The sequence below is a fragment of the Brevibacillus sp. HD3.3A genome (assembly GCF_013284375.2).
Classification (GTDB): domain Bacteria; phylum Bacillota; class Bacilli; order Brevibacillales; family Brevibacillaceae; genus Brevibacillus; species Brevibacillus parabrevis.
On the sequence record NZ_CP085874.1, the window covers coordinates 823,029 to 845,778 of the forward strand.

General features: G+C 53.7%; 20 protein-coding genes. 14 read left to right on the forward strand and 6 right to left on the reverse strand.

Annotation, left to right across the window (positions count from 1 at the left end; genetic code table 11):
- Nucleotides 1-100: 100 nt before the first annotated feature.
- The 10 genes from HP435_RS04210 to HP435_RS04255 all read left to right on the forward strand — a co-directional run bounded on the left by HP435_RS04210 (nt 101) and on the right by HP435_RS04255 (nt 10,905).
- Complete coding sequence (locus HP435_RS04210; RefSeq protein ID WP_173598689.1) at nt 101-1,165, forward strand: Gfo/Idh/MocA family protein; 1,065 nt, start codon at nt 101-103, stop codon at nt 1,163-1,165.
- 85 nt (nt 1,166-1,250) lie between these two features.
- A complete protein-coding gene (locus tag HP435_RS04215; RefSeq protein WP_122966314.1) occupies nt 1,251-2,837 on the forward strand; it encodes a glutathione ABC transporter substrate-binding protein in 1,587 nt (528 codons plus the stop codon).
- A 145-nt stretch (nt 2,838-2,982) separates the two neighbouring features.
- Nucleotides 2,983-3,906, forward strand: coding sequence for a nickel ABC transporter permease (nikB, locus tag HP435_RS04220; RefSeq protein ID WP_122966313.1), 924 nt, complete (start codon nt 2,983-2,985; stop codon nt 3,904-3,906).
- Between the two features lie 18 nt (nt 3,907-3,924).
- The gene (locus tag HP435_RS04225; RefSeq protein WP_173598688.1) at nt 3,925-4,818 is read left to right on the forward strand and encodes an ABC transporter permease subunit; all 894 of its coding nucleotides are present in this window, start codon (nt 3,925-3,927) and stop codon (nt 4,816-4,818) included.
- A gap of 18 nt (nt 4,819-4,836) precedes the next feature.
- Nucleotides 4,837-5,829 carry an ABC transporter ATP-binding protein gene (locus HP435_RS04230; RefSeq protein WP_173598687.1) on the forward strand — a complete coding sequence of 331 codons (993 nt, stop codon included), beginning with the start codon at nt 4,837-4,839 and terminating at the stop codon, nt 5,827-5,829.
- Nucleotides 5,822-6,784, forward strand: a complete 963-nt coding sequence (locus HP435_RS04235; RefSeq protein WP_122966311.1) for an ABC transporter ATP-binding protein — start codon at nt 5,822-5,824, stop codon at nt 6,782-6,784. Before HP435_RS04230 ends, HP435_RS04235 begins: the two co-directional genes overlap by 8 nt.
- 27 nt (nt 6,785-6,811) lie before the next feature.
- Nucleotides 6,812-8,035 (forward strand): ROK family transcriptional regulator, encoded by a 1,224-nt coding sequence (locus tag HP435_RS04240; protein WP_173598686.1) that lies wholly within the window; start codon nt 6,812-6,814, stop codon nt 8,033-8,035.
- Between the two features lie 29 nt (nt 8,036-8,064).
- The gene (locus HP435_RS04245) at nt 8,065-8,991 is read left to right on the forward strand and encodes a Gfo/Idh/MocA family protein (RefSeq protein ID WP_173598685.1); all 927 of its coding nucleotides are present in this window, start codon (nt 8,065-8,067) and stop codon (nt 8,989-8,991) included.
- Nucleotides 8,988-9,980, forward strand: a complete 993-nt coding sequence (locus tag HP435_RS04250) for a Gfo/Idh/MocA family protein (RefSeq protein WP_173598684.1) — start codon at nt 8,988-8,990, stop codon at nt 9,978-9,980. The genes HP435_RS04245 and HP435_RS04250 overlap by 4 nt, the downstream gene beginning before the upstream one ends.
- Nucleotides 9,981-10,032: 52 nt before the next feature.
- Nucleotides 10,033-10,905, forward strand: coding sequence for a sugar phosphate isomerase/epimerase family protein (locus tag HP435_RS04255; protein ID WP_173598683.1), 873 nt, complete (start codon nt 10,033-10,035; stop codon nt 10,903-10,905).
- 54 nt (nt 10,906-10,959) lie between these two features.
- Here the strand turns inward: HP435_RS04255 and HP435_RS04260 are convergent, their stop codons facing one another.
- Nucleotides 10,960-11,319, reverse strand: coding sequence for a DUF805 domain-containing protein (locus HP435_RS04260; protein ID WP_122966369.1), 360 nt, complete (start codon nt 11,317-11,319; stop codon nt 10,960-10,962).
- Nucleotides 11,320-11,537: 218 nt separating this feature from the next.
- On the opposite strand from HP435_RS04260, the gene speD reads away from it, so the two are divergent.
- The 4 genes from speD to HP435_RS04280 all read left to right on the forward strand — a co-directional run bounded on the left by speD (nt 11,538) and on the right by HP435_RS04280 (nt 16,031).
- Nucleotides 11,538-12,389 (forward strand): adenosylmethionine decarboxylase, encoded by an 852-nt coding sequence (gene speD, locus HP435_RS04265; RefSeq protein ID WP_370641094.1) that lies wholly within the window; start codon nt 11,538-11,540, stop codon nt 12,387-12,389.
- 132 nt (nt 12,390-12,521) lie between these two features.
- On the forward strand, nt 12,522-14,171 hold the full coding sequence (locus tag HP435_RS04270; RefSeq protein WP_173598682.1) for an AraC family transcriptional regulator: 1,650 nt from the start codon (nt 12,522-12,524) through the stop codon (nt 14,169-14,171).
- A 94-nt stretch (nt 14,172-14,265) separates the two neighbouring features.
- Entirely contained in the window at nt 14,266-15,213 is a 948-nt protein-coding gene (locus HP435_RS04275; RefSeq protein WP_173598681.1) for an ABC transporter substrate-binding protein, read from the forward strand.
- Nucleotides 15,210-16,031, forward strand: a complete 822-nt coding sequence (locus HP435_RS04280) for an alpha/beta hydrolase (protein ID WP_122966303.1) — start codon at nt 15,210-15,212, stop codon at nt 16,029-16,031. Before HP435_RS04275 ends, HP435_RS04280 begins: the two co-directional genes overlap by 4 nt.
- A 93-nt stretch (nt 16,032-16,124) precedes the next feature.
- Here the strand turns inward: HP435_RS04280 and HP435_RS04285 are convergent, their stop codons facing one another.
- The 5 genes from HP435_RS04285 to HP435_RS04305 all read right to left on the reverse strand — a co-directional run bounded on the left by HP435_RS04285 (nt 16,125) and on the right by HP435_RS04305 (nt 22,665).
- A complete protein-coding gene (locus tag HP435_RS04285; protein ID WP_122966302.1) occupies nt 16,125-17,873 on the reverse strand; it encodes a hypothetical protein in 1,749 nt (582 codons plus the stop codon).
- Nucleotides 17,874-18,097: 224 nt separating this feature from the next.
- Complete coding sequence (locus HP435_RS04290) at nt 18,098-18,814, reverse strand: ankyrin repeat domain-containing protein (RefSeq protein WP_370641102.1); 717 nt, start codon at nt 18,812-18,814, stop codon at nt 18,098-18,100.
- Nucleotides 18,815-18,863: 49 nt separating this feature from the next.
- Nucleotides 18,864-20,345 (reverse strand): S-layer homology domain-containing protein, encoded by a 1,482-nt coding sequence (locus HP435_RS04295; protein ID WP_173598680.1) that lies wholly within the window; start codon nt 20,343-20,345, stop codon nt 18,864-18,866.
- A gap of 147 nt (nt 20,346-20,492) precedes the next feature.
- On the reverse strand, nt 20,493-21,188 hold the full coding sequence (locus HP435_RS04300) for a response regulator transcription factor (protein WP_122966300.1): 696 nt from the start codon (nt 21,186-21,188) through the stop codon (nt 20,493-20,495).
- Nucleotides 21,163-22,665 (reverse strand): sensor histidine kinase, encoded by a 1,503-nt coding sequence (locus HP435_RS04305; protein ID WP_173597143.1) that lies wholly within the window; start codon nt 22,663-22,665, stop codon nt 21,163-21,165. The genes HP435_RS04300 and HP435_RS04305 overlap by 26 nt, the downstream gene beginning before the upstream one ends.
- Nucleotides 22,666-22,750 lie beyond the last annotated feature (85 nt).

A 22,750-nucleotide genomic window follows, 5' to 3' on the forward strand; every position in this document is an offset into this window, starting at 1 on the left:
TATGTATTGCCAAAATTAAGATTATTTCGTATCATTCAATTAATAACTCCACTGAAAAAATAAATTAGCAATTTGCTAACGCAAGGAGGCATACATCCGCATGGAAAAAGTAAAGGTTGCGGTGATCGGGGCAGGCTCCATTTCGGACATGCATTTGCAATCGTATCAGCAAAATGAACGCGTGCAGCTTCACGCGGTTGTCGACTTCAACGAAGCGCGCGCCAAGGAAAAAGCGGAAAAGTACCAGGCAGCGACTTACTACAGCAACATCGAGGCAGCGCTCGCCGATCCGCAAATCGACGCAGTAAGCATCTGCACCTGGAACAACACACACGCAGACCTCGCCATCTCTGCGCTGGACGCTGGCAAGCACGTACTGCTGGAAAAGCCGCTCAGCATCTCGGTTGAATCTGCTTTGCGAATTGAAGAAGCGGTCAAACGAAGCGGCAAGCTGCTCCAGGTGGGCTTCGTCAGAAGATACGATACGAACGCTCAACTGCTCAAACAGTTCATCGATGCAGGAGATTTGGGCGAGATTTATTACGCCAAAGCGTCTTGCCTTCGCCGATTGGGCAATCCCGGCGGCTGGTTCGCGGACAAGGAAAGATCGGGCGGCGGGCCGCTGATTGACCTCGGTGTCCACGTAATTGATCTGTGCTGGTACATGATGGGCTGTCCAAAAGTTGCGACGGTGAGCGGCAATACATACAACAAGCTCGGCAACCGGGCCAACGTCAAGCATTTGTCTTTTTACAAGGCGGCCGACTACGATCCCGGCAAAAACACGGTGGAAGACATGGCGAACGCCTTGATCCGCTTTGAAAACGGCGCGTCCCTGTTCGTCGATGTGAGCTACACGCTGCACGCCAAAAAAGAAGAGCTGTCCGTCAAGCTGTACGGCGACAAGGGCGGAGCAGAGGTAGAGCCGGAGCTGTCCATCATTGCGGAAAAACACAACACCATCCTCAATGTCACTCCGCAAATGGATAAGCTGTCTTTTGACTTCAAGCAAGGCTTTCAAAATGAAATCGATCATTTTATCGCATACATTTTGGGCGAAAAAGAGACGCTCAGCCCAGTTGCGCACGGCGTAGAGATGATGAAAATTCTCTGCGGCATTTACGAGTCGGCACAGACCGGCCGCGAAGTCGTTTTCACGCCGTAAATCGTGAAACCGCATCCATGCTGTACCCAATGACGGACATCCAGATTGCTACCATAAGGAGAACCTTGTAAGGGGGAAAAGGGAAATGAAAAAAGCAGCGTATTTGCGAGCAGCATCTGTCTTACTTTTTTCAGTGGCATTACTTTTTGGATGTTCCAGTTCAGGAGGGGGAGGGACTCCGGCAGCATCGTCGCCCGACTCAGGGGCGAGTACGGGAGCACCGCAGAAAGATCAGATGGTGATCGCCGTAAACGAAAACTTCATCACGATGGACCCGCAAAACACCGGAGACGCCTTGTCCAGCGGTGTGCAGTCGGCCATGTTTGAAGGACTCCTGATTTACGACAAAGACTTGAAGCTTATACCGGGTTTGTCGACTGAATATTCGGTGAACGAAGATTCCACCGAGTATACGTTCAAGCTTCGTCAAAACGTCAAGTTCCATGACGGGACGCCGTTCAATGCGCAAGCTGTCAAAATCAACTTTGACCGCATGAGCAACCAAGACAACAACCTGCGGGCTTACCGCAACTACAAATACATCAAGAGCACAGAAGTGGTGGACGACTACACGGTAAAAGTGACGCTGAACCAGCCATTTTCCGCGATGATCAACAAGTTCACGACAGGGATCATCAGCCCGGCAGCGTTGGAGAAGTACGGCAAGGAAATTTCCAAAAATCCGGTCGGGACCGGCCCTTACAAATTTGTGGAATGGGTGCAGGGCGACCATCTGACCGTCGAACTGAACCAGGATCACTGGAACAAAGGTGCAGCCAAAGTAGGAAAAATCGTCTACAAGCCCGTACCGGAAAACGGCTCGCGCGTAGCGATGCTGAAAACGGGCGAAGCAGACGTCATCTATCCGTTGCCTGAACAGCAAGCGGAGACGCTGGGCGGAGCAGAGGGCGTCAAGGTAGAGCGCACGCCTTCCACGATCACCCGTTACGTTTCGATCAACATGCTGAAAAAGCCGTTCGATGATTTGCGTGTACGTCAAGCCATCAACTACGCCGTCGACAAGGACGCGTTCATCAAAGTCGTCAAAGCCGGGTACGGCACGCAGCTCGAATCGATCATGTCGCCGACGATTGCGCATTACGCCAAGCAGGGTGTTTATGAGTACAACATCGAAAAGGCGAAGCAACTGCTCAAGGAAGCAGGCTACGAAAATGGCTTCACCACGGAAATCTGGGGCAACACGAACTCCGATACGATGAAAGGCATGCAATTCATTCAGCAACAGCTGCAAAAAATCGGCGTAACCGTCGAGGTGAAGTCGATGGAGGAAGCGACGCTCTCGGATGAAATCTACGGCATCAAGTCTCCGGAAGAAGCGAAGATGAACATGTGGTACGTAAGCTGGTCTTCCGCTGATCCGGACAACGCGATGCGCTCTCTGTTCAGCAGCGAAAACTTCCCGCCAGCAGGAGCGAACACCGCTTTTTACAAGAGTGACATCGTAGACAAGAGCATCAAGGAAGCGACCCAATCGTCTGACCAGAACAAGCAAAAAGAGCTGTACGGAGCCGTTCAGGAAAATGTATTCAAAGATGCGCCATGGATCTTCCTGGCTGTCGACGAGATTTTGTACGGCAAACGCGCCAACGTAAACGGCGTCTACATCACGCCAAGCGGCGGCATCTATGTGAGGGAAGCGGCATTCCAATAAGGTTTTTCTGGCAGCGTTGGGTCGCTGCTCACAGCCCAACGCTGCTTTCCTATTACGTCCTGGTTGCAAGAAAAGTCTTGGGGAGAAGGAATGCCATGACGCTGCATGCCGCGTGGCTTTCCCATCCATTAGGAGGAACCGCTCAATGTTCCGTTACATCGTAAAAAGGCTCATCGAGATCATCCCGATCATTTTCGTCGTGTCTCTCTTGATTTTCTTCTTCATCCATCTCGTGCCGGGCGACCCTGTGCGTCTGGCGGCTGGAAAAGACGCTACGCTGGAAGAGATCACCCGCGTCCGTCAGGAGCTTGGGCTGGACAAGCCGCTCCTTTCCCAGTACGCCACCTATATGCAGAACTTGCTCACGGGCAACCTGGGCCATTCCTTGAAAACAGGTCTGCCGATCAGCGACATGTTCGCCAACCGTTTTTCCATCACGATGAATTTGACATTTATGAGCCTGGGCTGGGCGCTCGTTCTGGGGCTGCTCATCGGAACCGTCTCCGCAGTCTTTCGCAACAAATGGCCGGACTACGTCGGAATGCTGACCGCGATTTCCGGCATTTCCTTGCCCGGCTTCTGGCTGGGGCTCATTCTCATACAAATTTTTTCCGTCACGCTCGGCTGGTTTCCGACCGGGGGAGTGGATGGCTGGAAAAGCTACGTTCTCCCTTCGCTGACGCTGGGGGCGGGAATCATGTCGATGCTGGCCCGGTTTACCCGCTCGTCTCTCCTTGAAACATTGAAAGAAGATTTTATCCGTACAGGTCGGGCGAAAGGCTTGAAGGAGTCGGTCGTCGTTCGCAAGCATGCGCTGAAAAACTCGATGATTCCCGTCGTGACGATTGCTGGCTTGCAATTCGGATTTTTGTTGGGCGGTTCGGTCGTGGTCGAGACGGTGTTCAGCATTCCGGGCATGGGGCGGCTACTGGTCGATTCCATCGCTTTTCGCGACTATCCGGTCGTGCAGGCTGTCATCTTGCTGTTTTCGCTGGAGTTTATCCTCGTGAACTTGCTGGTAGACATCCTGTACAAGGCGCTCAATCCGAAAATCCGTTATGAAAGCTAAGCGAAGGGAGCGAAGGAAATGGAGGTAGTAAATGAAGTCGGCCAGGCGACTGTTGTCACGCTGGACAAGCAAAGCTCCAGGGCGCGCGAGTTTTGGAAAAAGTGGAAAAAGCAAAAGACGGCGTTCTGGGCCGGATTTTTTATCCTGTTTTTAGTGCTGGTCGCGATTTTCGGACCAGTGATCGCTCCTTACGATCCGTACGAGCCAAACTACGATGCAACGCTCCAGACGCCTTCCCTGGCGCACTGGGCGGGAACGGATGAGTACGGGCGCGATATTTTGAGCCGGATTATTGTCGGGGCGGGCCTTTCGCTCGGCGTCAGCTTTACCTCTGTTTTTGTCGGGGCTGTCATCGGGACGATTTTGGGCTTGTGCAGCGGCTACTACGGCGGCTGGATCGATCGGCTGATCATGCGCGGCAGCGATGTCATGTTCGCTTTTCCTGACTTGCTCCTGGCTATTGCCATCGTCGCGATTCTCGGCCCCGGTTTGACAAACGTCGTGGTGGCCGTGGCTGTGTTCAGCATACCGTCTTTTGCCCGGCTGATCCGCGGCAATACGCTGGCAGCCAAAGAAGCCGTCTTTGTGGAAGCGGCGCGCTCCATGGGGGCCAAAAGCAGCCGGATCATTTTTCGCCACATTTTTCCGGAGACGGTATCCAGCATGATCGTCTTCTTTTCGCTCAGGATCGGCACGTCTATCCTGGCAGCTTCCAGTCTCAGTTTTCTCGGTCTGGGCGCAAAGCCGGAAAGTCCCGACTGGGGAGCGATGCTCAGCATGGGCCGCGATTACCTCGCGACTTCTCCCCACGTGGTGATGATTCCCGGTCTGGCGATTTTCCTGTCTGTGCTGGCGTTCAACCTGGTAGGGGATGGCCTGCGTGACATTCTGGACCCGAAAACGAAGAACTAAACGAGGGAGTTGGGGCAGATGAGTGAAAACATCATCGAGGTTAAGCATCTGCAAACACAGTTCACGAGGGATGACCGCAAGACGGTCGTACTCGACAACGTCAGCTTTCATATAAAAAAGGGCGAAGTGCTCGGTCTGGTCGGAGAATCGGGCTGCGGCAAAAGCGTGACTTCGCTTTCGATCATGCGTTTGTTCAAGGATACGACGGGCGAGATCACCCAAGGCGAGATTGTTTATAACGGCACCAACCTGTTGTCCATGTCAGAGAACGACATGCGGCAGATTCGCGGAAAAGAAATCTCGATGATTTTTCAGGAGCCGATGACTTCGCTCAATCCGGTGATGAAAATCGGCGAGCAGCTGGCAGAAGCGATCCGGCTGCACCTCGGCTATTCGGATAAGCTGGCGCGGGAGCACGCGGTCAGCATGTTGACCAAAGTAGGGATTCCCCGCCCCCAAGAAATTTTGGCAGAGTATCCGCACCAGTTGTCAGGGGGGATGCGGCAGCGCATCATGATCGCGATGGCGATGTCCTGCCGCCCCAACCTGCTGATTGCCGACGAGCCGACGACGGCGCTCGACGTGACGATCCAGGCGCAGATTTTGGACGTCATGAAGCAGCTCCAGGCAGATGAGCATATGTCGATGCTGTTGATTACGCACGATCTGGGCGTGGTGGCGGAGATGTGCAATCGCGTCGTCGTCATGTACGCCGGGCGGGTAGTGGAGGAAGCGTCCGTTTACGACCTGTTTGACGAGCCAAAGCATCCGTACACAAAAGGATTGATTGGCTCTGTGCCGAAAATCGGGCAAAAACGCGACAGGCTGGATTCCGTTCCAGGCAACGTACCGACGCCGAACAACATGCCCAAAGGCTGCAAATTTGCCCCGCGCTGCAAGGAGGCCATGTCGATCTGCTGGGAGCAGGAGCCTGCGATTGCCGGCGTGGGCGAGAACCGCTTTTGCCGTTGCTGGCTCTACGACGAGGAAGGGAGGGGGGCGAATGCGTAAGCCACTGGTTGTGGTAGACGGGATCAAAAAGACGTTTCCGATTGACAGCGGCCTGTTCTCCAGCAAGAAAAGCGTGAAGGCGGTCAACCGCGTTTCTTTTGAAATCAAGGAGGGCGAGACATTCAGTCTCGTCGGCGAAAGCGGCTGCGGCAAGTCGACGACAGGGCGGCTGGTTACGCGACTGTTGACCCCGGATGAGGGCAAAATTTGGATCAACGGCGAAGAGATTTCGCAAATGAACGAGACGAAGCTGCGCGAGGTGCGCAAGCAAGTGCAGATGGTGTTTCAAGACCCGTACGCGTCACTGAACCCACGGATGAAAATCCGCGATGTCGTGGCGGAGCCGCTGATCATTCATTCGAAGCTGTCTGTCAAGGAACGGGAGCGGACTGTCGCCGAGATGCTAGAAGTCGTCGGTTTGAACAGCTACCACGCGGAAAAGTTCGCCCATGAGTTCAGCGGGGGGCAGCGCCAGCGCATCGGGATTGCCCGCGCCCTCATCCTGAAACCGAAGCTGATCGTGGCGGATGAGCCGGTATCCGCGCTGGACGTGTCCATTCAGTCGCAAATCCTCAATCTGCTGAAAGATTTGCAGGAAGAGTTCCAACTGACGTATTTGTTCATTTCGCACGACCTGAGTGTCGTAGAGCATATTAGCGACAAAATCGGCGTGATGTATTTGGGCAGCCTCGTGGAGTCCGCGCCCAAAGAAACGCTTTTTGCCAACCCGCAGCACCCGTACACGAAAGCGTTGCTGTCTTCCGTGCCGATCCCCGATCCGCGTGCCAAGCGGGAGCGCATCATTTTGCAAGGGGATGTGCCAAGCCCGGTCAATCCGCCGTCCGGCTGTCTGTTTCATACGCGCTGTCCATACGCGATGGAGATTTGCCGGACAACTCCGCCAGATTTGCGAAAGGCGGCCGAAGACGATCATCTGGTCGCGTGCCATCTGTGAGCGGCATGCGCGGCAGGGGAGATAGCGATGAATAAAAGGGATGGAGTCAAGCGAAGGACGGGCGACTTGAAGCTGATCCAGGAGTTGAATCGATCGATTATTTTGGACACCATCCGTCAATACGGCCCCATTTCCCGAAGTGAAATCGCGAAGCGGAACAAGCTAAGCCCGACAACGGTCACTTCGGCTGTCAGCGAGCTGATCCGCGACGCTTTGGTGAGCGAGGTTGGAGTCGGTGAATCGAACGGGGGAAGAAAGCCGATTTTGGTTCAGTTTTCGCCGGACAGCCGCTTTTTGATCGGAATCTCGATTTCCGGCTCCAGGCTGACGATTGCCCAGATGAATTTGGAGGCCCAGATCAGGAAAAAGGAAGCTTATCCGATCAAGCTGAATCAAGGCGACAGCGTGCTGGCATTTTTAATGGACGTCATAGAGCGGTTTTTGTCCCAGGCAGGCAGCTTGGACAACTGCATGGGCATCTCGATTGTGACGCAAGGAATCGTGGACTCGGCAAAGGGTGTGATTCGCTACAATCCAAAGCTGCGATTGCGGGACGCTCCTGTGAAGGAAATGGTTGAGCAGCGGTTCGGCGTAGACACGTGGGTGGACAATGATACGAATGCTTATTTGCTCGCGGAAAAGACTCTCGGACATTTCCGGCATTATCAAAACATGCTGTACGTGACGATTGGCGACGGGCTGGGCGCGAGCTTGTTGATGGACGGAGCGATTTATCGCGGCTACAAAGGCGGCGCCGGAGAGTTTGGGCATACGACGATTGATCGGGCAGGCATGCGCTGCGATTGCGGCAACATCGGCTGCCTGGAAAATTACGTGAGCTGGCCCGCGATCTACTCGAAGCTGCTTTCCGCTCTCGCCAAAGGGAAAGCGAGCAGCATCATGGCGCTGGCCCACGATGATCTCAACGAAATCAACGCGAAAATGTTCCGGCAAGCATTGGCTGAAAAAGACGCGCTCGCTGTCAGCATCCTGGAGGAAACGGCATCTTATTTGGCTGCTGGCATGGTGAACCTGATTCATTTGTTCAATCCGGAGGTCATCATTTTGGGCGGCGAGATCGCTTTTGAAAACGGGCTGTTGATCGAAAAGGTGCGCGAATACGTGTGCGAGTACGCCCACGGCATATTGACAGAAGAGTTGGAAATCCGGCCAAATTCGCTTGGAGAGGATGTCGAGGTCGTAGGGGCAGCCGCCATTTTGTTGCAGGATGTGTTCCAATTTTCGCTTTAGCGGATCAGGGGAAAAGGAGGTCTGGCGTCATGGTGAAGGTAGCAGTGGCCGGTGCCGATGACTCTGCGAAAGAGCGGCAGGCAAGCTGGTCGCAAATTCACGGAGTAGAGGTGGCTGGCCATGCGCAAAGCTTGCAGGAGCTGCGTTGTTTATTGGCGGAGGAAAAAGTGGAGCTTGTGGAATTTGCCGGAACAGTGGAAGGAACATGGGTCACGCATGCCGCTCAGTCAGGCGTAAACATACTCCTGGACGAGCACGCCGGGATGTCCGATCAGCAGCTTGTGGCGGCAGCAGACTTGTGCGAGCAAAATGGCTGCGTGATGTACTTGACGGACTCTTTGCGTTTTTCGCCGGAGTACGCGCAGGCGCGTGAACAGGTTGTAAGCGGGGCAATTGGCAAGCCAGGCGTATTGCGGCTGCGGCGAGGAACCCATGCAAGCGCGGATGGCTGCATCTTTTCCAGTCTGGGCATGCGCGAGTTTGACTGGCTGCGCTGGACGTTCGGCGAGGTGGAGCGCGTGCAGGCAAACAAGGTGGCGCGCGAGGTGGCAACAGGGAAGCTGCTCCAGTATGCGCTAATCATCCTGAGGATGCGTGATGGTGCGATCGCACAGGTGGAGCTGTCTCAGGCTGAGTCGTCCGAGCACACGTTTTTCGAGCTGACGGGTGACGCAGGGATGCTGCTGCACGACAGCCGCGACAGTTTGCCGATCCGCTGGAGCAGGGGTGGCGCGGACCGACAGGCGGTTGCAGGTCAGACGGAACAAGGAAGTCACGCCGGGATTGATCCTTTACAGAAGCAGCGGGAGCAGCTCGTCCGACACCTTTTAGGCGAAGCGGCTGCTGGCATGACCGTACGCGATTGGTTGCTGGCAAAAGAAATCGCTCAGGCAGCCAGCGAGTCAGCGAAGGCCGGAAAGCCTGTCAGTCTGGCAAAAGGAGAGGTTGCCCAATGAAGGTAGGAATATTGAGCTTTGCTCATATGCACGCGCAAAGCTATGCCGCACACCTGCGAAATCATCCAGATGCGGAGCTGCATGCGATTTGGGACGACGATCCCGTTCGCGGTGAAGCGATGGCCGCTGCTTATGGAGCAAAATATTACCGCGATCTGACCGCGTTTTTGCAGTCTCCGATCGAAGCAGTCGTAGTCTGCTCGGAAAACGCGAGACACAAAGCGCACGTGCTCGCCTGCGCCAAAGCTAAAAAGCATGTGTTATGCGAGAAGCCGATCGCAACGACCGTCCCGGATGCCGAGGAAATGATTCGGGTGTGCGCAGCGGAAGCGGTGATTCTGCAAGTGGCGTATCCGGTTCGCTTTTCGCCCGCGATCGAGCGTGTAAAAGAGCTGGTGCAATCGGGAGCGCTCGGGGAAATTCTCGCTATCAACAGCACGAATCACGGGCAGATGCCGGGCGGCTGGTTTGTGGAAGAAGAGCAGTCAGGCGGCGGGGCGGCAACCGACCATATCGTCCACCTGATGGATCTCGTACGCTGGATGCTTGCGGATGAGGTGAAAAGCGTCTACGCCGAGCTGGATACGCGGTTCCATCAGTTGGCGGTAGAAGACTGTGGCATGGTTTCACTGGTATTGGAGTCCGGCGTGATCGTCGGGATCGATCCAAGCTGGTCGCGTCCCAAAACATTCCCCACGTGGGGCGATGTGACGATGCGGATCGTGGGCACGCAAGGAACGGTCGAAGTAGACGTCTTCCGTCAGCACTTGCTCCACTACAACGACCAGGCAGGAAAGCTGAATCAGCTTCCGTGGGCTGTGGATATGGACGCGCGGCTGATTGCCGATTTTGTACAAGCGGTCAAGGAAAAACGGACGCCATCCATTTCAGGGCTGGATGGGCTGCGGACTTTGGAAGTGGTCAAAGCCGCTTACGAATCCAACCGATTGCAGCAAACCGTTTTCATCGACCGAGCATTGCTTGCCTAGCTTACTTTTCAAAAATGAGAGCACATACCAAAAATGATGAGGTGGAGAACAAATGAAAATCGGATTGAGCACGTACAGTTTGTTGACTGCGATTCGCGCTGGGGAAATGGATGTGCTGGATGTTGTGCAATGGATTGCCGACAACGGCGGCGAGCATATGGAGATCGTGCCGTACGGATTTACGCTGGTGGACAATTACGAGCTGGCGGATGCCGTACGAGACAAGGCGAAAGCACTGGGGATCGAGCTGTCCAACTATTCGATGCCAGCCAACTTCATTCACGACAGCCAGGAAGCGTTTGAAGCAGAGGTCGCGCGTTTGAAAACGCACGTAGATTTGCTGGATCGCATGGGGATTCGCCACATGCGCCACGATGTCTCCACGTTTACCGTACCTGTTGAGCAGACGACGATTGCCTATTTTGAAAGCCATCTGGACGCGATGGTTGAAGGCAGCCGGCAAATCGCTGATTATGCGGCGCAATTCGGAATTACGACGACGATTGAAAATCACGGGTGGCTCGTACAGGCAAGCGATCGCGTACAACGCGTCGTGCAGGCGGTCAACCGTCCGAATTTCAAGACGACACTTGATGTCGGCAACTTCATGTGCGTCGACGAAGCTTCATTGGTGGGCGTGAAGAAAAATCTTCCGTATGCGTCACTGGTGCATTTCAAAGACTTTTACTTCCGTCCGTACTACCAGGACCCGGGGGCAGGCAAGTGGTTCAAGACGGTCAACGGCAATTTCTTGCGCGGTGCCATCGTCGGTCAAGGGGATATCAATATTCGCGAGGTGGTCAAGCTGGTGAAGCAGTCTGGCTACGACGGTTACATCACAGTGGAGTTCGAGGGCATGGAGGATTGTCGCGAAGGCTCGCGGATTGGCATGGACAATCTGCGGCGGTTCTGGGAAGAAGCGTGATCAGCAGAGGAAAAAGAAGGGCCTCTCCCGCAAGTTGAGGAGAGGCTTTTTGCATTAAACCAATGCTCTTCCTTCTGCTTTCGGGTTTGGACCGTAATTGTTGTCGGATTCACTGTCTTGGCAGAAGAATACGAGCAAAATAATGGCTCCGATAAGCGGAATCAACCCGAGAAGGAGCCACCAGCCACTTTTGCCAACATCGTGCAGGCGACGAACGCTTACTCCCAAACTAGGGAGCAAAACAGCCAGTGAGTACAGCGAAGACAAAGATTGCGGCAAGCCGACGAGGTATTCGATGAGCATGAGTACCAAAGAAATGATTACACTGAACAAGGTAAACATCCAATACTCTGTGCGTCTTGCGCGCCCACTGAAGCCTACATAATTCTTTAAAACTTTAAGATACCAATCCATGGCCTTTTTCTCCATTTCTTTGAAAATTTTTACACACATCATTATTTTAGCATCATTTTCCAGGCGAAAGATAGGGAGTTAGTCAAAATTTTTCCAATTGGTTCGATGGTATCAGGTGAGGTTAGGCAGAAAGTAACGTTCCTTATTTATGAACAGCATATCGTGCTGCATCCGATGATTTTTATGGGAAGGAATGGGCAAGCTGAAAAAAGGAAATCATGGCGGAAATTCGCTCATCGCAGGGGAGGACACGACACTTGGAACAAACGAACGATCAGCATATTACGCTGCACGGCTTCAACAATTTGACGAAATCGCTCAGCTTCAACATGTACGACATCTGCTATACGAAAACGAAGGCCGAGCGGGAAGCGTATATCGAGTACATAGATGAACAGTACAATGCCGAGCGACTGACCAGCATCTTGAAAAATGTTTCGGAAATCATTGGCGCGCACGTCTTGAATGTGGCGCAGCAAGATTATGTGCCGCAAGGGGCGAGCGTGACGTTTTTGGTTTCCGAAGGCCCTGTGGTGGAGGTGCCGACGGAATCGTACGAGGAATCGCCAGGCCCGTTGCCTGAGAACGTTGTGTTGCAGCTGGATAAAAGCCATATCACCGTCCATACTTATCCGGAATACCATCCAGATGAAGAAATCAGCACATTTCGCGCAGACATCGACGTCTCCACCTGTGGCGAGATTTCACCATTGAAGGCGCTCAATTACTTGATTCGTTCTTTTGATACGGATTTGATGACGATCGATTATCGGGTGCGCGGCTTTACTCGGGACATTCACGGCTACAAGCTGTTCATCGATCACGACATCAGCTCGATTCAAAATTATATTCCCGAGGAAATCAAAGAACTGTTCCACATGATCGATGTCAACGTTTATCAGGACAATATTTTCCATACAAAATGCAAACGCAGGCAGTTCGATCTCAACAACTACTTGTTCGGCTATACGAAAGACAAGCTGACGCCAGCAGAACAGCTGGAAATAACCGAGCGGCTGCAATTGGAGATGGACGAGATTTACTACGGAAAAAATATTATTCGCCACTAAGGCTGTATTTTTTAGCAAGTCTTTTGCAGGAAGCCCTCGCTGAGCAGTGAGGGCTTTTTTCTTGCATTGACGGTGATAATCATTATCAAACATAATGGGAGCATAAGAGCTAAAGGACGGTGGCAGCCAGCTATGCAGAGCAAGCGAAGCAACGGGAACAGCAGGGGCGAGTCATTTCAAGGCTTGTGGATGAAGCTGCGGCATTGTGAAGAGATCAGAATCAAACAGGATGTCCCTCACGCGGGTCAAGAACTGGACAACAAGCACCGACTGATCGTCGTCCTGGAAGGCAAAGGCTCGATGGAGACAGACGACGAATGTCAGCCCGTCAAGGAAGGAGACGTGTGGGTGCTTCTCCCGGGGCAGCGGTGTTCTTTCTATATAGAATCTTTCCGGCAGTTAAGCCTGCATGTGTTCGCTTTTGATGCGTATCGCGAGCAGGAGGGCGAAGACGATGAGACGATCACGCTGCGGCGTGCGATCTGGCCGTTGGCTGGTCGCATGGCATGCACAGCTCCGTCATCCATGTTCACCCGCTGTCGTGCGATGGAGGATGCGTGGCAGCAGGCGGACGAGCGGAGTCGCTTTCGGGCGCAGGCGTGGTTTCAGGAGCTTATGTACGAGCTGGCAGTCCGTGCAGACAGCGCACCCGTAGAGGATTCGCTGGAGACATTGGAGCAGACGCGGCTGTATTTGGACAACCACTACCAGGAAAGCTGGACGATTGGGAAATTGGCCGCCATGGCTGGTTTAAGCCCTTACTATTACATGCATCTTTTTAAAAAGACTTACGGAAAAAGCGCGATGGATTACGTGAACCAGTTGCGGATCAACAAGGCAAAGCAGTTGATGGGCGAAGGCAGGGAGCGGGTACGGGAAATCGCCAAACAGGTCGGCTTCAGCGACGAGTATTATTTCAGCCGGAAATTCAAGCAGCAGCAAGGAGTGGCGCCCACTGTCTACATGAAAAGCAGGCGGCACAGAGTCGCGACGTACCATACGGCGATTACCGGACAGCTTTTGGCTTTGCAGACGATTCCCGGCGCCGCGCCGCTTGATCCCAAGTGGTCCGCGTACTATCGGCAAAAGTACGCCATCGATATCCCCGTTCATTTGCGCGATCCGTTTGTGGCAGAAAACTGGGCGGTTAATCGCGAGGCGATTCGCCATTTCAGCCCTGACCTGATCATTACGAGCGACTATCTCGATCAGACTGTGAAGCAAGAGCTGGGACATATGGCGAATGCCCTGTTTATTCCGTGGAAGGAAAAAGACTGGCGCGTGCACTTGCAAATGATCGGCGAGTATCTCGGCAGGGACAAGGAGGCCGAGCAGTGGCTTTTGGCTTACGACAAAAAATCGGCAGCCGCACGGGAGACGCTCCGGCGGGCGATTGGCGACGACTCCCTGCTTATGCTCTACGTGAACCAGTCTACGCTGTATGCATGCGGCAGCCAGCGCACCGGGTCGGTACTGTACAGCGATTTGCAGCTTCGGCCTGTTGCCCAAGTGGAGTCGCTTTTTGCCTACGAGCAAATCACCTTGGATGAATTATGTCACTATCATGCCGACCGCTTGATCGTGATCGTGAAAAAGGATCAGCCATCGCGGGATTTTTGGAGCGAGCTGCAAAAAACAGAGCAATGGTTTTCCTTGAAAGCCGTGCAAAACAGGCACGTATACGAGGTGACGCCTGATCCGTGGCTGGAATATTCCGCGATCGGCCATGAACGGATCATGGAGGAGAGCTTGCGGCTGTTCGCGCAGTATCATCCAAATTAGATGGCAGGATTGTCTATGGTCGGGCGTGGAGCAAACCGTTTATAATCCTCCTAGTGAAAATCATTATCAACGATGAATTGCAGGGAGGATACAAATGAAACGGGCACTTATGCATACATTTATGCTCATCTTGCTCGCCACGACAGTTGTCGGATGCGGCCAGGCAGCAGCGCCAAAAGAGGAGCCTGCGCAAGCGGAAGCGAGCCAGACCAGAAAAGTCCAGGATGCAAAAGGGGAAGTGGAGATTCCGGCTCATCCCAAACGGATTGCGGATATTTCCGGCGCTTCCGAGGAATTGCTGATTTTGGGGCATACGCCTGTCGCTACTGCCAACACGGATTCATACGACCATGAGAAGCCGTCGCTCTATGTGCGGGACAAGCTGAAAGATTCCAAGATCGTCGGTTTTTACATGATGGACACGATCAATATCGAGGCAGTGATGTCGGCTGAGCCTGATTTGATCATCATGAATGCCAGACAGGAAAAAATTTACGAGCAGTTGAAAAAAATCGCGCCTGTCGTCGTGCTGAAAAACAGCCTGGAGCAGTGGCGGGAGCGGTTTACAGAGGTCGGCACGATTCTCGGACAAGAACAGGACGTCCAAAAATGGCTGGCTGACTACGATGCCAAAGCGAAAAAAATCGGCGAGCAAATCAAGGCGAAATCAGGTAATGAGTCGTTCTCCATCTTCCTGGCGCACAAAAAAGGGCCGTATTTGTTGGGGAGCGAAGGGGCAGGCTCGGTGCTTTACGATGATCTGGGACTGCCGAAGCCAGCGACGTCGCCTGACACGAAGGAAAAGACGATGGTGCTCCTGACGCTGGAAGGCATCACGACGATCAACCCGGACCGCATCGTGCTCCTGCACCCGGAAGGCGGCGAGCAAGCTTACAAAGATTCCGCTGTATGGCAAGGGCTGAAAGCATACAAAAACGGGAAAATTTACTACCTGCCAGCAAATCCGTACTACAACCAGGCTTACATGCCGATCGGCAAGGAGCTTCTGCTCGATACGCTTGAGCAGACGTTGAACCAATGAGTGAGCTGGAGTGGAAAACAGCGGGCATTCCCTGGACGAAGCAGTTGACGATGACAGCGACTGGCAGCGGGCAGGCATATCGCATCTATTTGGCAGTGCCGCCAGGAGAGGCGCCAGAAGCAGGGTTTCCGGTCATGTATGTGCTGGATGCCAATTCGGTGATCGGAACGGTAGTGGAGGCGGTTCGTCTGCAAGGCAGAAGCCGGAATGGCCAAGGCAGTCCAGCCGTCGTCGTAGGGCTCGGTTACGACGAGGAGATTCCTTTTGCCACTGCACGGTTTACCGATTACTCCTTGCCTATGCCGATTGACGAGCTTCCGCCTTTTTCCCGAGGGGGAGAGTGGCCGCGGCAGGGCGGAGCGGACGACTTTTTGCGCTTCGTATTGGAAGAGGTTCGGCCCGTGGTGGAGAGCATGGTCGCAATCAATCGCGAGCGCCAGGCCATATTCGGTCATTCGCTGGGAGGATTGTTCGCCCTGCATACTTTGTACACGCGCCCGGATGCATTTTTCGCCTACATAGCCGGAAGTCCATCGATTGATTGGTACAAGCGGCTGATTTTGGCGGAGGAGCAGGAGTTTGTCTCCCGCTTGCAGCGCGGCGGCCAGCCAAAACAATTGTTCATCGGAGTTGGCGAAGAGGAAGAGACTCACCCGACGCGAATCAACGAGCATGCGCGAGGTGTGGCCGAGCGACTGGGAGTGTTTGGCGATTGCGGGCTGAACGTGTCTTTTGAACAGTTTGCCCGGGAAAACCATATCTCTGTTTTGCCTGTACTGATCAGTCGTGCTGTGCGCTGGTTTTTGCAAAGCGTGTAACAAGCATGGGCAATAAGAAAAGATGAGCGTGACAACAGGTGCTGCACCGCCTGTATGTCTGCTCATCTTTTTTGTTTTGCTGCCCACTCCGTTTCAGGAGGTAGCCAACACTTGCTGGGCTTGCACGTATGCCGTGGAGCTTCGCACATGCTCCAGTTGGAAATGACCGAGATAATGCGCCCGGATCTCGTCCAGCGTCTTCTGGGCGGGCTGGATAAATTCCCGATCCCAGTCTTCGGGAGGGGATTCGAGCGATATGCCTTTTTCGTTGAGGATGTGGAACAAGTCTCTGTCTGCCTGAGTAGGAATCCACCACGTATAGACAGGATTGGTCTGGCCTTTGAGCAACGATTCCAGCATGAACTTCAAATACTCCGCTGTCGAAAGCTGGCCGTAGTTCACATCAAATTCCGGCCCGGGAGCCGGATATTGCTCTGGGTAACGGAACGGCCCGTAATGAATGGAGATGCCGAGAAAGCCGACAGGCGGAATGTTGTTCCCGTACCCGGTGAGCGAGAACGGCAAATCGGCTGCGAAATGCAGGCGCACGATGACGGAATTGATGAACTGCTGTTCAAAAAAGTCTTCTTTTTGCCAGATTCCCAAGTCGCGGGCAATCGTATCCCAGTAAATGATCGACGTGTTGTGCGCCAACCAGAACGAGGACGACATTTCCTCGAACGTCTTGAAAAAATCCTGATCGTGCTCGCTGAACGGGTCGATCAAGTCGTACCATTTGAAATAGCCGTGCTTTTGTCGCCAGCTTTGGGCAAGCAGCAAGAAGTCGATCAGCCGCTGGATGCGCGGCTCCGAGCTTTGCTGGTTGTTGGAAAAAAGATGTGTCGCTTCCAGCAGGTCAGCCGTAAAGTTGCCATTGACGAAGTCCCAGTAATTCACGTCTCCGGCCTGGGAGCGGTGCTCGTTGACCCGCTTCGTCTCCGTTTCCCAGTGGGCAAAAGTCGTGACGTCAATCCCGAAGTACAGCTCGAAAGGCAGCAGATCGCCAAGCAAATGGAAGCGGTAAGGGCTGGACTGCTGAAACCAGGTTTTGATGAAAGCGAGCCGGGAGGACGGGGGAACGACGATGGCTCTTTCCAGGTAGCTGGTTTTGGCGATGTCTGCCTGAAACTGCTCGATCGAGGTGGAACGGGCGACAAACGGCGAAGAGGAGGCGAGAAAATCGACGCCGTCTTCATCGTTGTCGTACTGCACAAGAATATGCGTGAAGCTGCTCTTGGCTTGGGAAGACAAGACGAGCTGGCCCCAGTGATGAGCCGTGCCGTTGTCGATGGCTCCGATGATGACGACAGGCGTATCTTTTTGTCCGTTGAACGCGATGGAGCCGTAATCCTCGACGATGATTTTGTGCTGGCAGCGGACATTGATGGAGGCGCCAGCTTCGAAGCTGACGCAGACGCCTGCGGGAATCGTAACGTCTGTCGGACCAATCATGTACGGCCCGCCAGCGGCAGTAAATTCGCGATCATCTTCCATAGTTCCGCACAGGCGGACGTACTTGTCCACGTGAAGCTGGCAGGAATGCTGCGGGTCAGGGTCTGGCCCAATGGTCAGCTTAATGTAATAAAAGCCGTCTTCCGGAGGAAAAAAAGGCAGGATGAGGCTGCCTCCCGGCGTGTAGCGGACTTCGCACAGTTTCGTTCCGTGCATATCGTACACTTCAATACCGGAGGACGGGTGCGTCACATTGCTGATATGGATTTCGATGGCCTCTTTGGAAGTGAGGAAAAGCTTGTACATTTCGATGTGAGGATCGATGTCTGGTGACGCTTTGCGAATGGGCTTGTCTGTTTCCAGCATGGATACGTTTGCGAGAGTATTCATGTTACGCCGACTCCTATTCGAAAGATTCAATCATATGTAGGGAATGCAAGGCCAGGGGCACTTGAATATTGGATATTATTAGTATAAGACGCGCGAGTGGGGAAAAAGTTTTGGGAGAAAGCAAGTCTTTTGGACTAGGGAAGCAGCAAGAAAAAAAGGACGGGAGCGCCAGCGTGACTGACGTTCCTGTCCTTTTTGGCTGGATGAAGCGCAGAGGAGGTCGCTTACTTTCCGCCCGCTTTTGCGAGCATGTCGACCATCTCGCGGAAGCCGCGTTTTTTCGCGTGCGACAGAGGGGTGACCCCGTCGGAATCCGCCAGATTCACGTTCGCGCCGTGCTCGATCAAAAGCTGGACGATTTCCTGATGCTTTTTGCCGCCATCTCCGAGGATGACTGCTTCCAGCAAGGCCGTCCACCCGAGGTTGTTGACGTGGTCGATGTTGACGTCAGAGGTGGTTAAAAGCTCGCGGACGATTTCTACATGACCGCGATCAGCCGCAGGGATGAGGGCGGTGCCGCCAAAGCGGTTGGTGATCGTCGTATCGGCCCCTGCGGCAATGCTTGCCCGCACGAAGTCCAGCTTGCCTTCTGCCCCGGCATACAGCAGCGGATTGTCGGAGCGGTCATCGCGAATGTTGATGTTGGCGCCATGTTCCACCAGCAGGTTGAATACTTCCAGTTGATCCGTGTGCACGGCGATCATGGCTGAAGTGCGGCCGCGCTCATCTGTTGCATTGATGTCAGCTCCGTCAGCAAGCAGCTTTTGGATCGTTTCCTTGTCTCCTTGCTTGACTGCTGCAAGCAGTGCCTGGTTTCGCTTGTCCATTTCTTCTTTCACCACCTGGGTCGCTTGCTGCTCGCCGCTCGCAAGCAGGGTGTCCATGTTGGCCGCACAGCCTGACAGGAACAGGGCGATAGTCAAAAAGCTTGCTTGCAGCATGGCGAACCCGCCCCTTTCTTTCGTTTTCATTGCCAGCATATCCAGCGGCTTATTCGACTGTCAGCTTGGCCTGGGATTTGCCAGCCCAATCGCCGACAGGTGTTACCGTATAGGTTGTGTCTGCTTTCAGTTTACCATCTTGCTGAAGGTCAAACACGCCTGTTGCCCCTTTGCGGCTGGAATATTTGTAGGTGGCGAGCAGCTTTTCGCCATCTGCCGAAGTCAGTTCTACACTGCGGCCGGAGAACAGCTCGTCTTTTGGATCGGCAGTCAAGGTAACGGAAATCGATGTGTCACTGAGCGCTTCTGCTTCGCTCAACGCAAGCGGAGCGACTTCCTGGGCGACAAAAGTCGGGTTGGCGATATTGGCCCAGTCAGATGTGACGGTGTACGTGACGCCCGGTTTCAATACTTGACCTTCCGGCAGACGGAATTTTGGCTCCTGGACTCCGTCAGTCGATTGTGTGAATGGCACGTATTTCGCGATAATCGGCTCGCCGCCAGCAGGGGTAATCGTCACTTGTCTTGCCTGCATGGACGAAATGACTTGATACGTTTTGCCGTCTGCGCTGTTGCTGTCGTCAAGCACAAAGGCGTTTGCGCCACGTCCTGCACTGTAAGCGGAGATGATGTATCCGTAGTCGACGACCCCGTTTGCTTTCAGTGCTTCGACTTCAAATGTGTCGTTTGTCACCTGTCTTGCCTGGGTCATGTCAAGCTTCGTTGCGTTGCCAGCAAAAGTTCCTGCCTTGTTCCCTTTGTAGGTCAACGTGTAAACTGTCCCAGGCTTTTGTACGGAAGTCGGCACGATATAGGTTGCGACAGAGCCAGTTTTCAGACGCGGCATGTTGGTCAAGGTCAGACCGTCGTTGAAAGCAAAGTCTTCCTTGGCTTTTGCGAATACTTCATCCTGCGCCGTCAGTGGCGCGTCAAAGGTGACGATCAGGGTGATGGCATTCAGCGCGCGTGCGCTGGTCACTTTCGCATTGGCGGAAGGGATCGCTTTGTGAGCGGTTTGCAAAAGGAAGGCAACTTCGCCGCGGGTGACGCTTCCGTTGGCGGAGGAGAGGCGTTCTGCCCAATGTTGAACGGATTTCGTATCGCGTCCGAGCGCCTTGGAGACGATCTGGACCAGTTCGGCGCTTGTCACCGTTCCTTGTGGGTCAAAACGTCCATCTTTCGCCTGCATGATTTCTTTGCCAACCAGTGCGGCAGCGTAGTTGTAATACCATGCGCCCGGGTTCACATCGGAAAAGCTGACGGTTTGCTCTGCCTTGCCTTGCAAGCCGAATGTGAGTGCGATCATTTTCGCCAGCTCGGCGCGGGTGACTTGCTGGTGGATGCCCATCGAGCGATCTTGATAGCCTTGCATGACGCGAAGCTGGGTCATTTTGCTGACGGCTTGCTGGATTTCCCCGGCGCTGAGCGGAGCGGCTGCTGCCTGTGCATGCAAAGCGGCGAAGGGAAGGGATGTCGCTCCGAGAGTAGTAGCGAGCAGCACAGCTGCCAGTTTATTGGATACCTTTTTCATGTATAGTCCTCCTCGGTCAAGATCAGGTTAGGTGTTTCTGTTTGGCTTACCTGTATGATAGACGAGGGGTCTAAACTCCCGAGAAACGCGAGATTAACAGTTTCTAAAAAGGTTCTTAAAAAAAGATAAAAAAACCGCCTGAAATGCTCAGACGGTAAAACGGTACCCGGCACCCCAGACGGTTTCGATATATTGCGGATTGGACGGATCGACCTCGATTTTTTCCCGCAGCTTGCGAATATGCACGGTGACGGTTGCGATATCTCCGCTGGAATCCATCCCCCATATGCGTTCAAACAGCTCGTTTTTGCTGAACACCCGGTTCGGATGTGTAGTCAAAAATTCAAGCAAATTAAACTCTCGTGTAGTAAAAATGACTTCTTCGTTGCGCACGAACACCCGGCGCGATGCTTTGTCGATGACCAGCCCGCGGATGTGAATCTCGGACTTGGCTGCAGGCTCCTTGTGGGATGTCAGCCGTTCGTAGCGCGTCAGGTGAGCTTTGGCGCGGGCCACCAGCTCGCTTGGACTGAATGGCTTGGTGATGTAATCGTCGGCTCCAAGGTTGAAAGCGCGGATTTTATCGATTTCTTCTTTTTTGGCAGAGACGATCAAAATCGGCACTTCTTTCGCCTGTCTGATTCGGCTGCACAGTTCGAAGCCGTCCATGCCGGGCAACTGCAAATCGACGATAATCAGGCTGTAGTCGTCGTGCAAGGCGAGCTGCAAGCCTTCGTTTCCGGTGTGGCACAAGTCGACCTGAAACCCGTTCAGTTCAAAATAATCGCGTTCCAACTGGGCGATTGTCGTCTCATCTTCAATGATGAGGATGCGCGTCGTCATATGTGTCGGCTCCTCCTTGCTGATTCATTCGCGGCAAGCTGAAAAACAGGCTCGTGCCGCTGCCTTGCTTGCTTTTCACCCAAATCTCGCCGCCGTGTCCTTCGATGATCTGGCGCGCGATGGAAAGACCGAGGCCGCTGCCGCCCGTCGAGGAATTGCGCGATTGCTCGGCTCGGTAAAACCGTTCGAAAAGGTGAGGAATGGCTTCTTCGGGAATGCCGATTCCGTTGTCTTTGATTTCAACGGTCGCCCAGTTCGGGTCAGCCATTACCGAAACGAGAATGTGTTTATCCGGTTTGTCCATGAACTTCTGGGCGTTTTCGATGATGTTGAGCACGGTTCGCTTGATTTTTTCCAGATCGGCGATAACCGCGACGCTTTCCTGCGGGCGTTGTTCCCATTGCAGGCGGATGCCTTTCTCCTCCAGGTCGTAGTGCAGCTCGTCGATGCAGTCGTCCAGGAAGCTGGTAATATCAACAGGCTCAAACGTAAACGGCACCTGTTTCAGATCGAGCTTGGAGTAGAGGAACAGCTCGTCTACGAGCTTGTCGAGATCGACTGCTTTGGCGTAAATGATGTTGACGTACTTATCCATTTTTTCCGGTGTATCTGCGACGCCGTCCCGAATGCCCTCGATGTAGCCTTTGATGTTTGTAATCGGCGTTCGCAGGTCGTGCGAGATGTTGGAGATCAGCTCTTTGCGGCTCTCCTCATCCTGCAAGCGAAGCTGTACGGACTCTTGCAACCGTCTGCGCATGTTCTCGAACGCTTCGTTCAACTGACCGATTTCGTCCTTGCTGCTCTCCGGGAGGGCGAAGTCGAGGTTGCCTTCCTTGATGTTCTCCGCAGAGTGGCGCAGTCTGTCCAGCGGCTTGACGACGCTGCGGGTAATCCAGCGGTACAGCAGCACGTTGGCGACGATGAGCACTCCGAGCAGCAGACAGACGAGAATCGGCAGCAGCCTGCGGGTTACTTCGCTGAACGGACTGCGCTCGCGAATGACGAACACGCTGCCTTTTGCCCCGTCCGAGTAGAGAAAATCGAACTTGGCGTAGGCGTAAAAGCGCTCCCCGATGTTGAACGTGTTGCGAATCTGGCTGTTGTTCAGGTCGTAGGGAGGCAGGCTTTTTTCCAGCTCCGGCTGGTTGAACGTGAGCGATTCGAACACTTGGTTGCTCTCCCTGCGCACATACAGGCCAGCGCGTACCGTTTTGAGCTTGAAGTCGTAGTCTTGCAGCAACGACTTGTCGAGCAGCTTATCCGGCTCGTTTTTGGCGAAGTATTTCAGTTCGAGAAAAATCGACTCTTCTTGTTCGGTGAGCGGGTTGAGCTGATAGTGCACTTTATAAAAATCGCGAAAGCTGTGAATGTCGCCTGTCGCTGCAATCGTAAACAGGCTGGCTGCGAGAAAAAACATGAGCAAACTGATGACCAGCATCCCCGTGTAGGAGAGCAGCAGCTTGACGCGGATGGACATAAGACTCACCTCTCCTGGTGGCTGGGGTGTACAAAAGATGACAAGTCCATTATATACAAGGAAGACAGTCGGTAAAGCATTATTG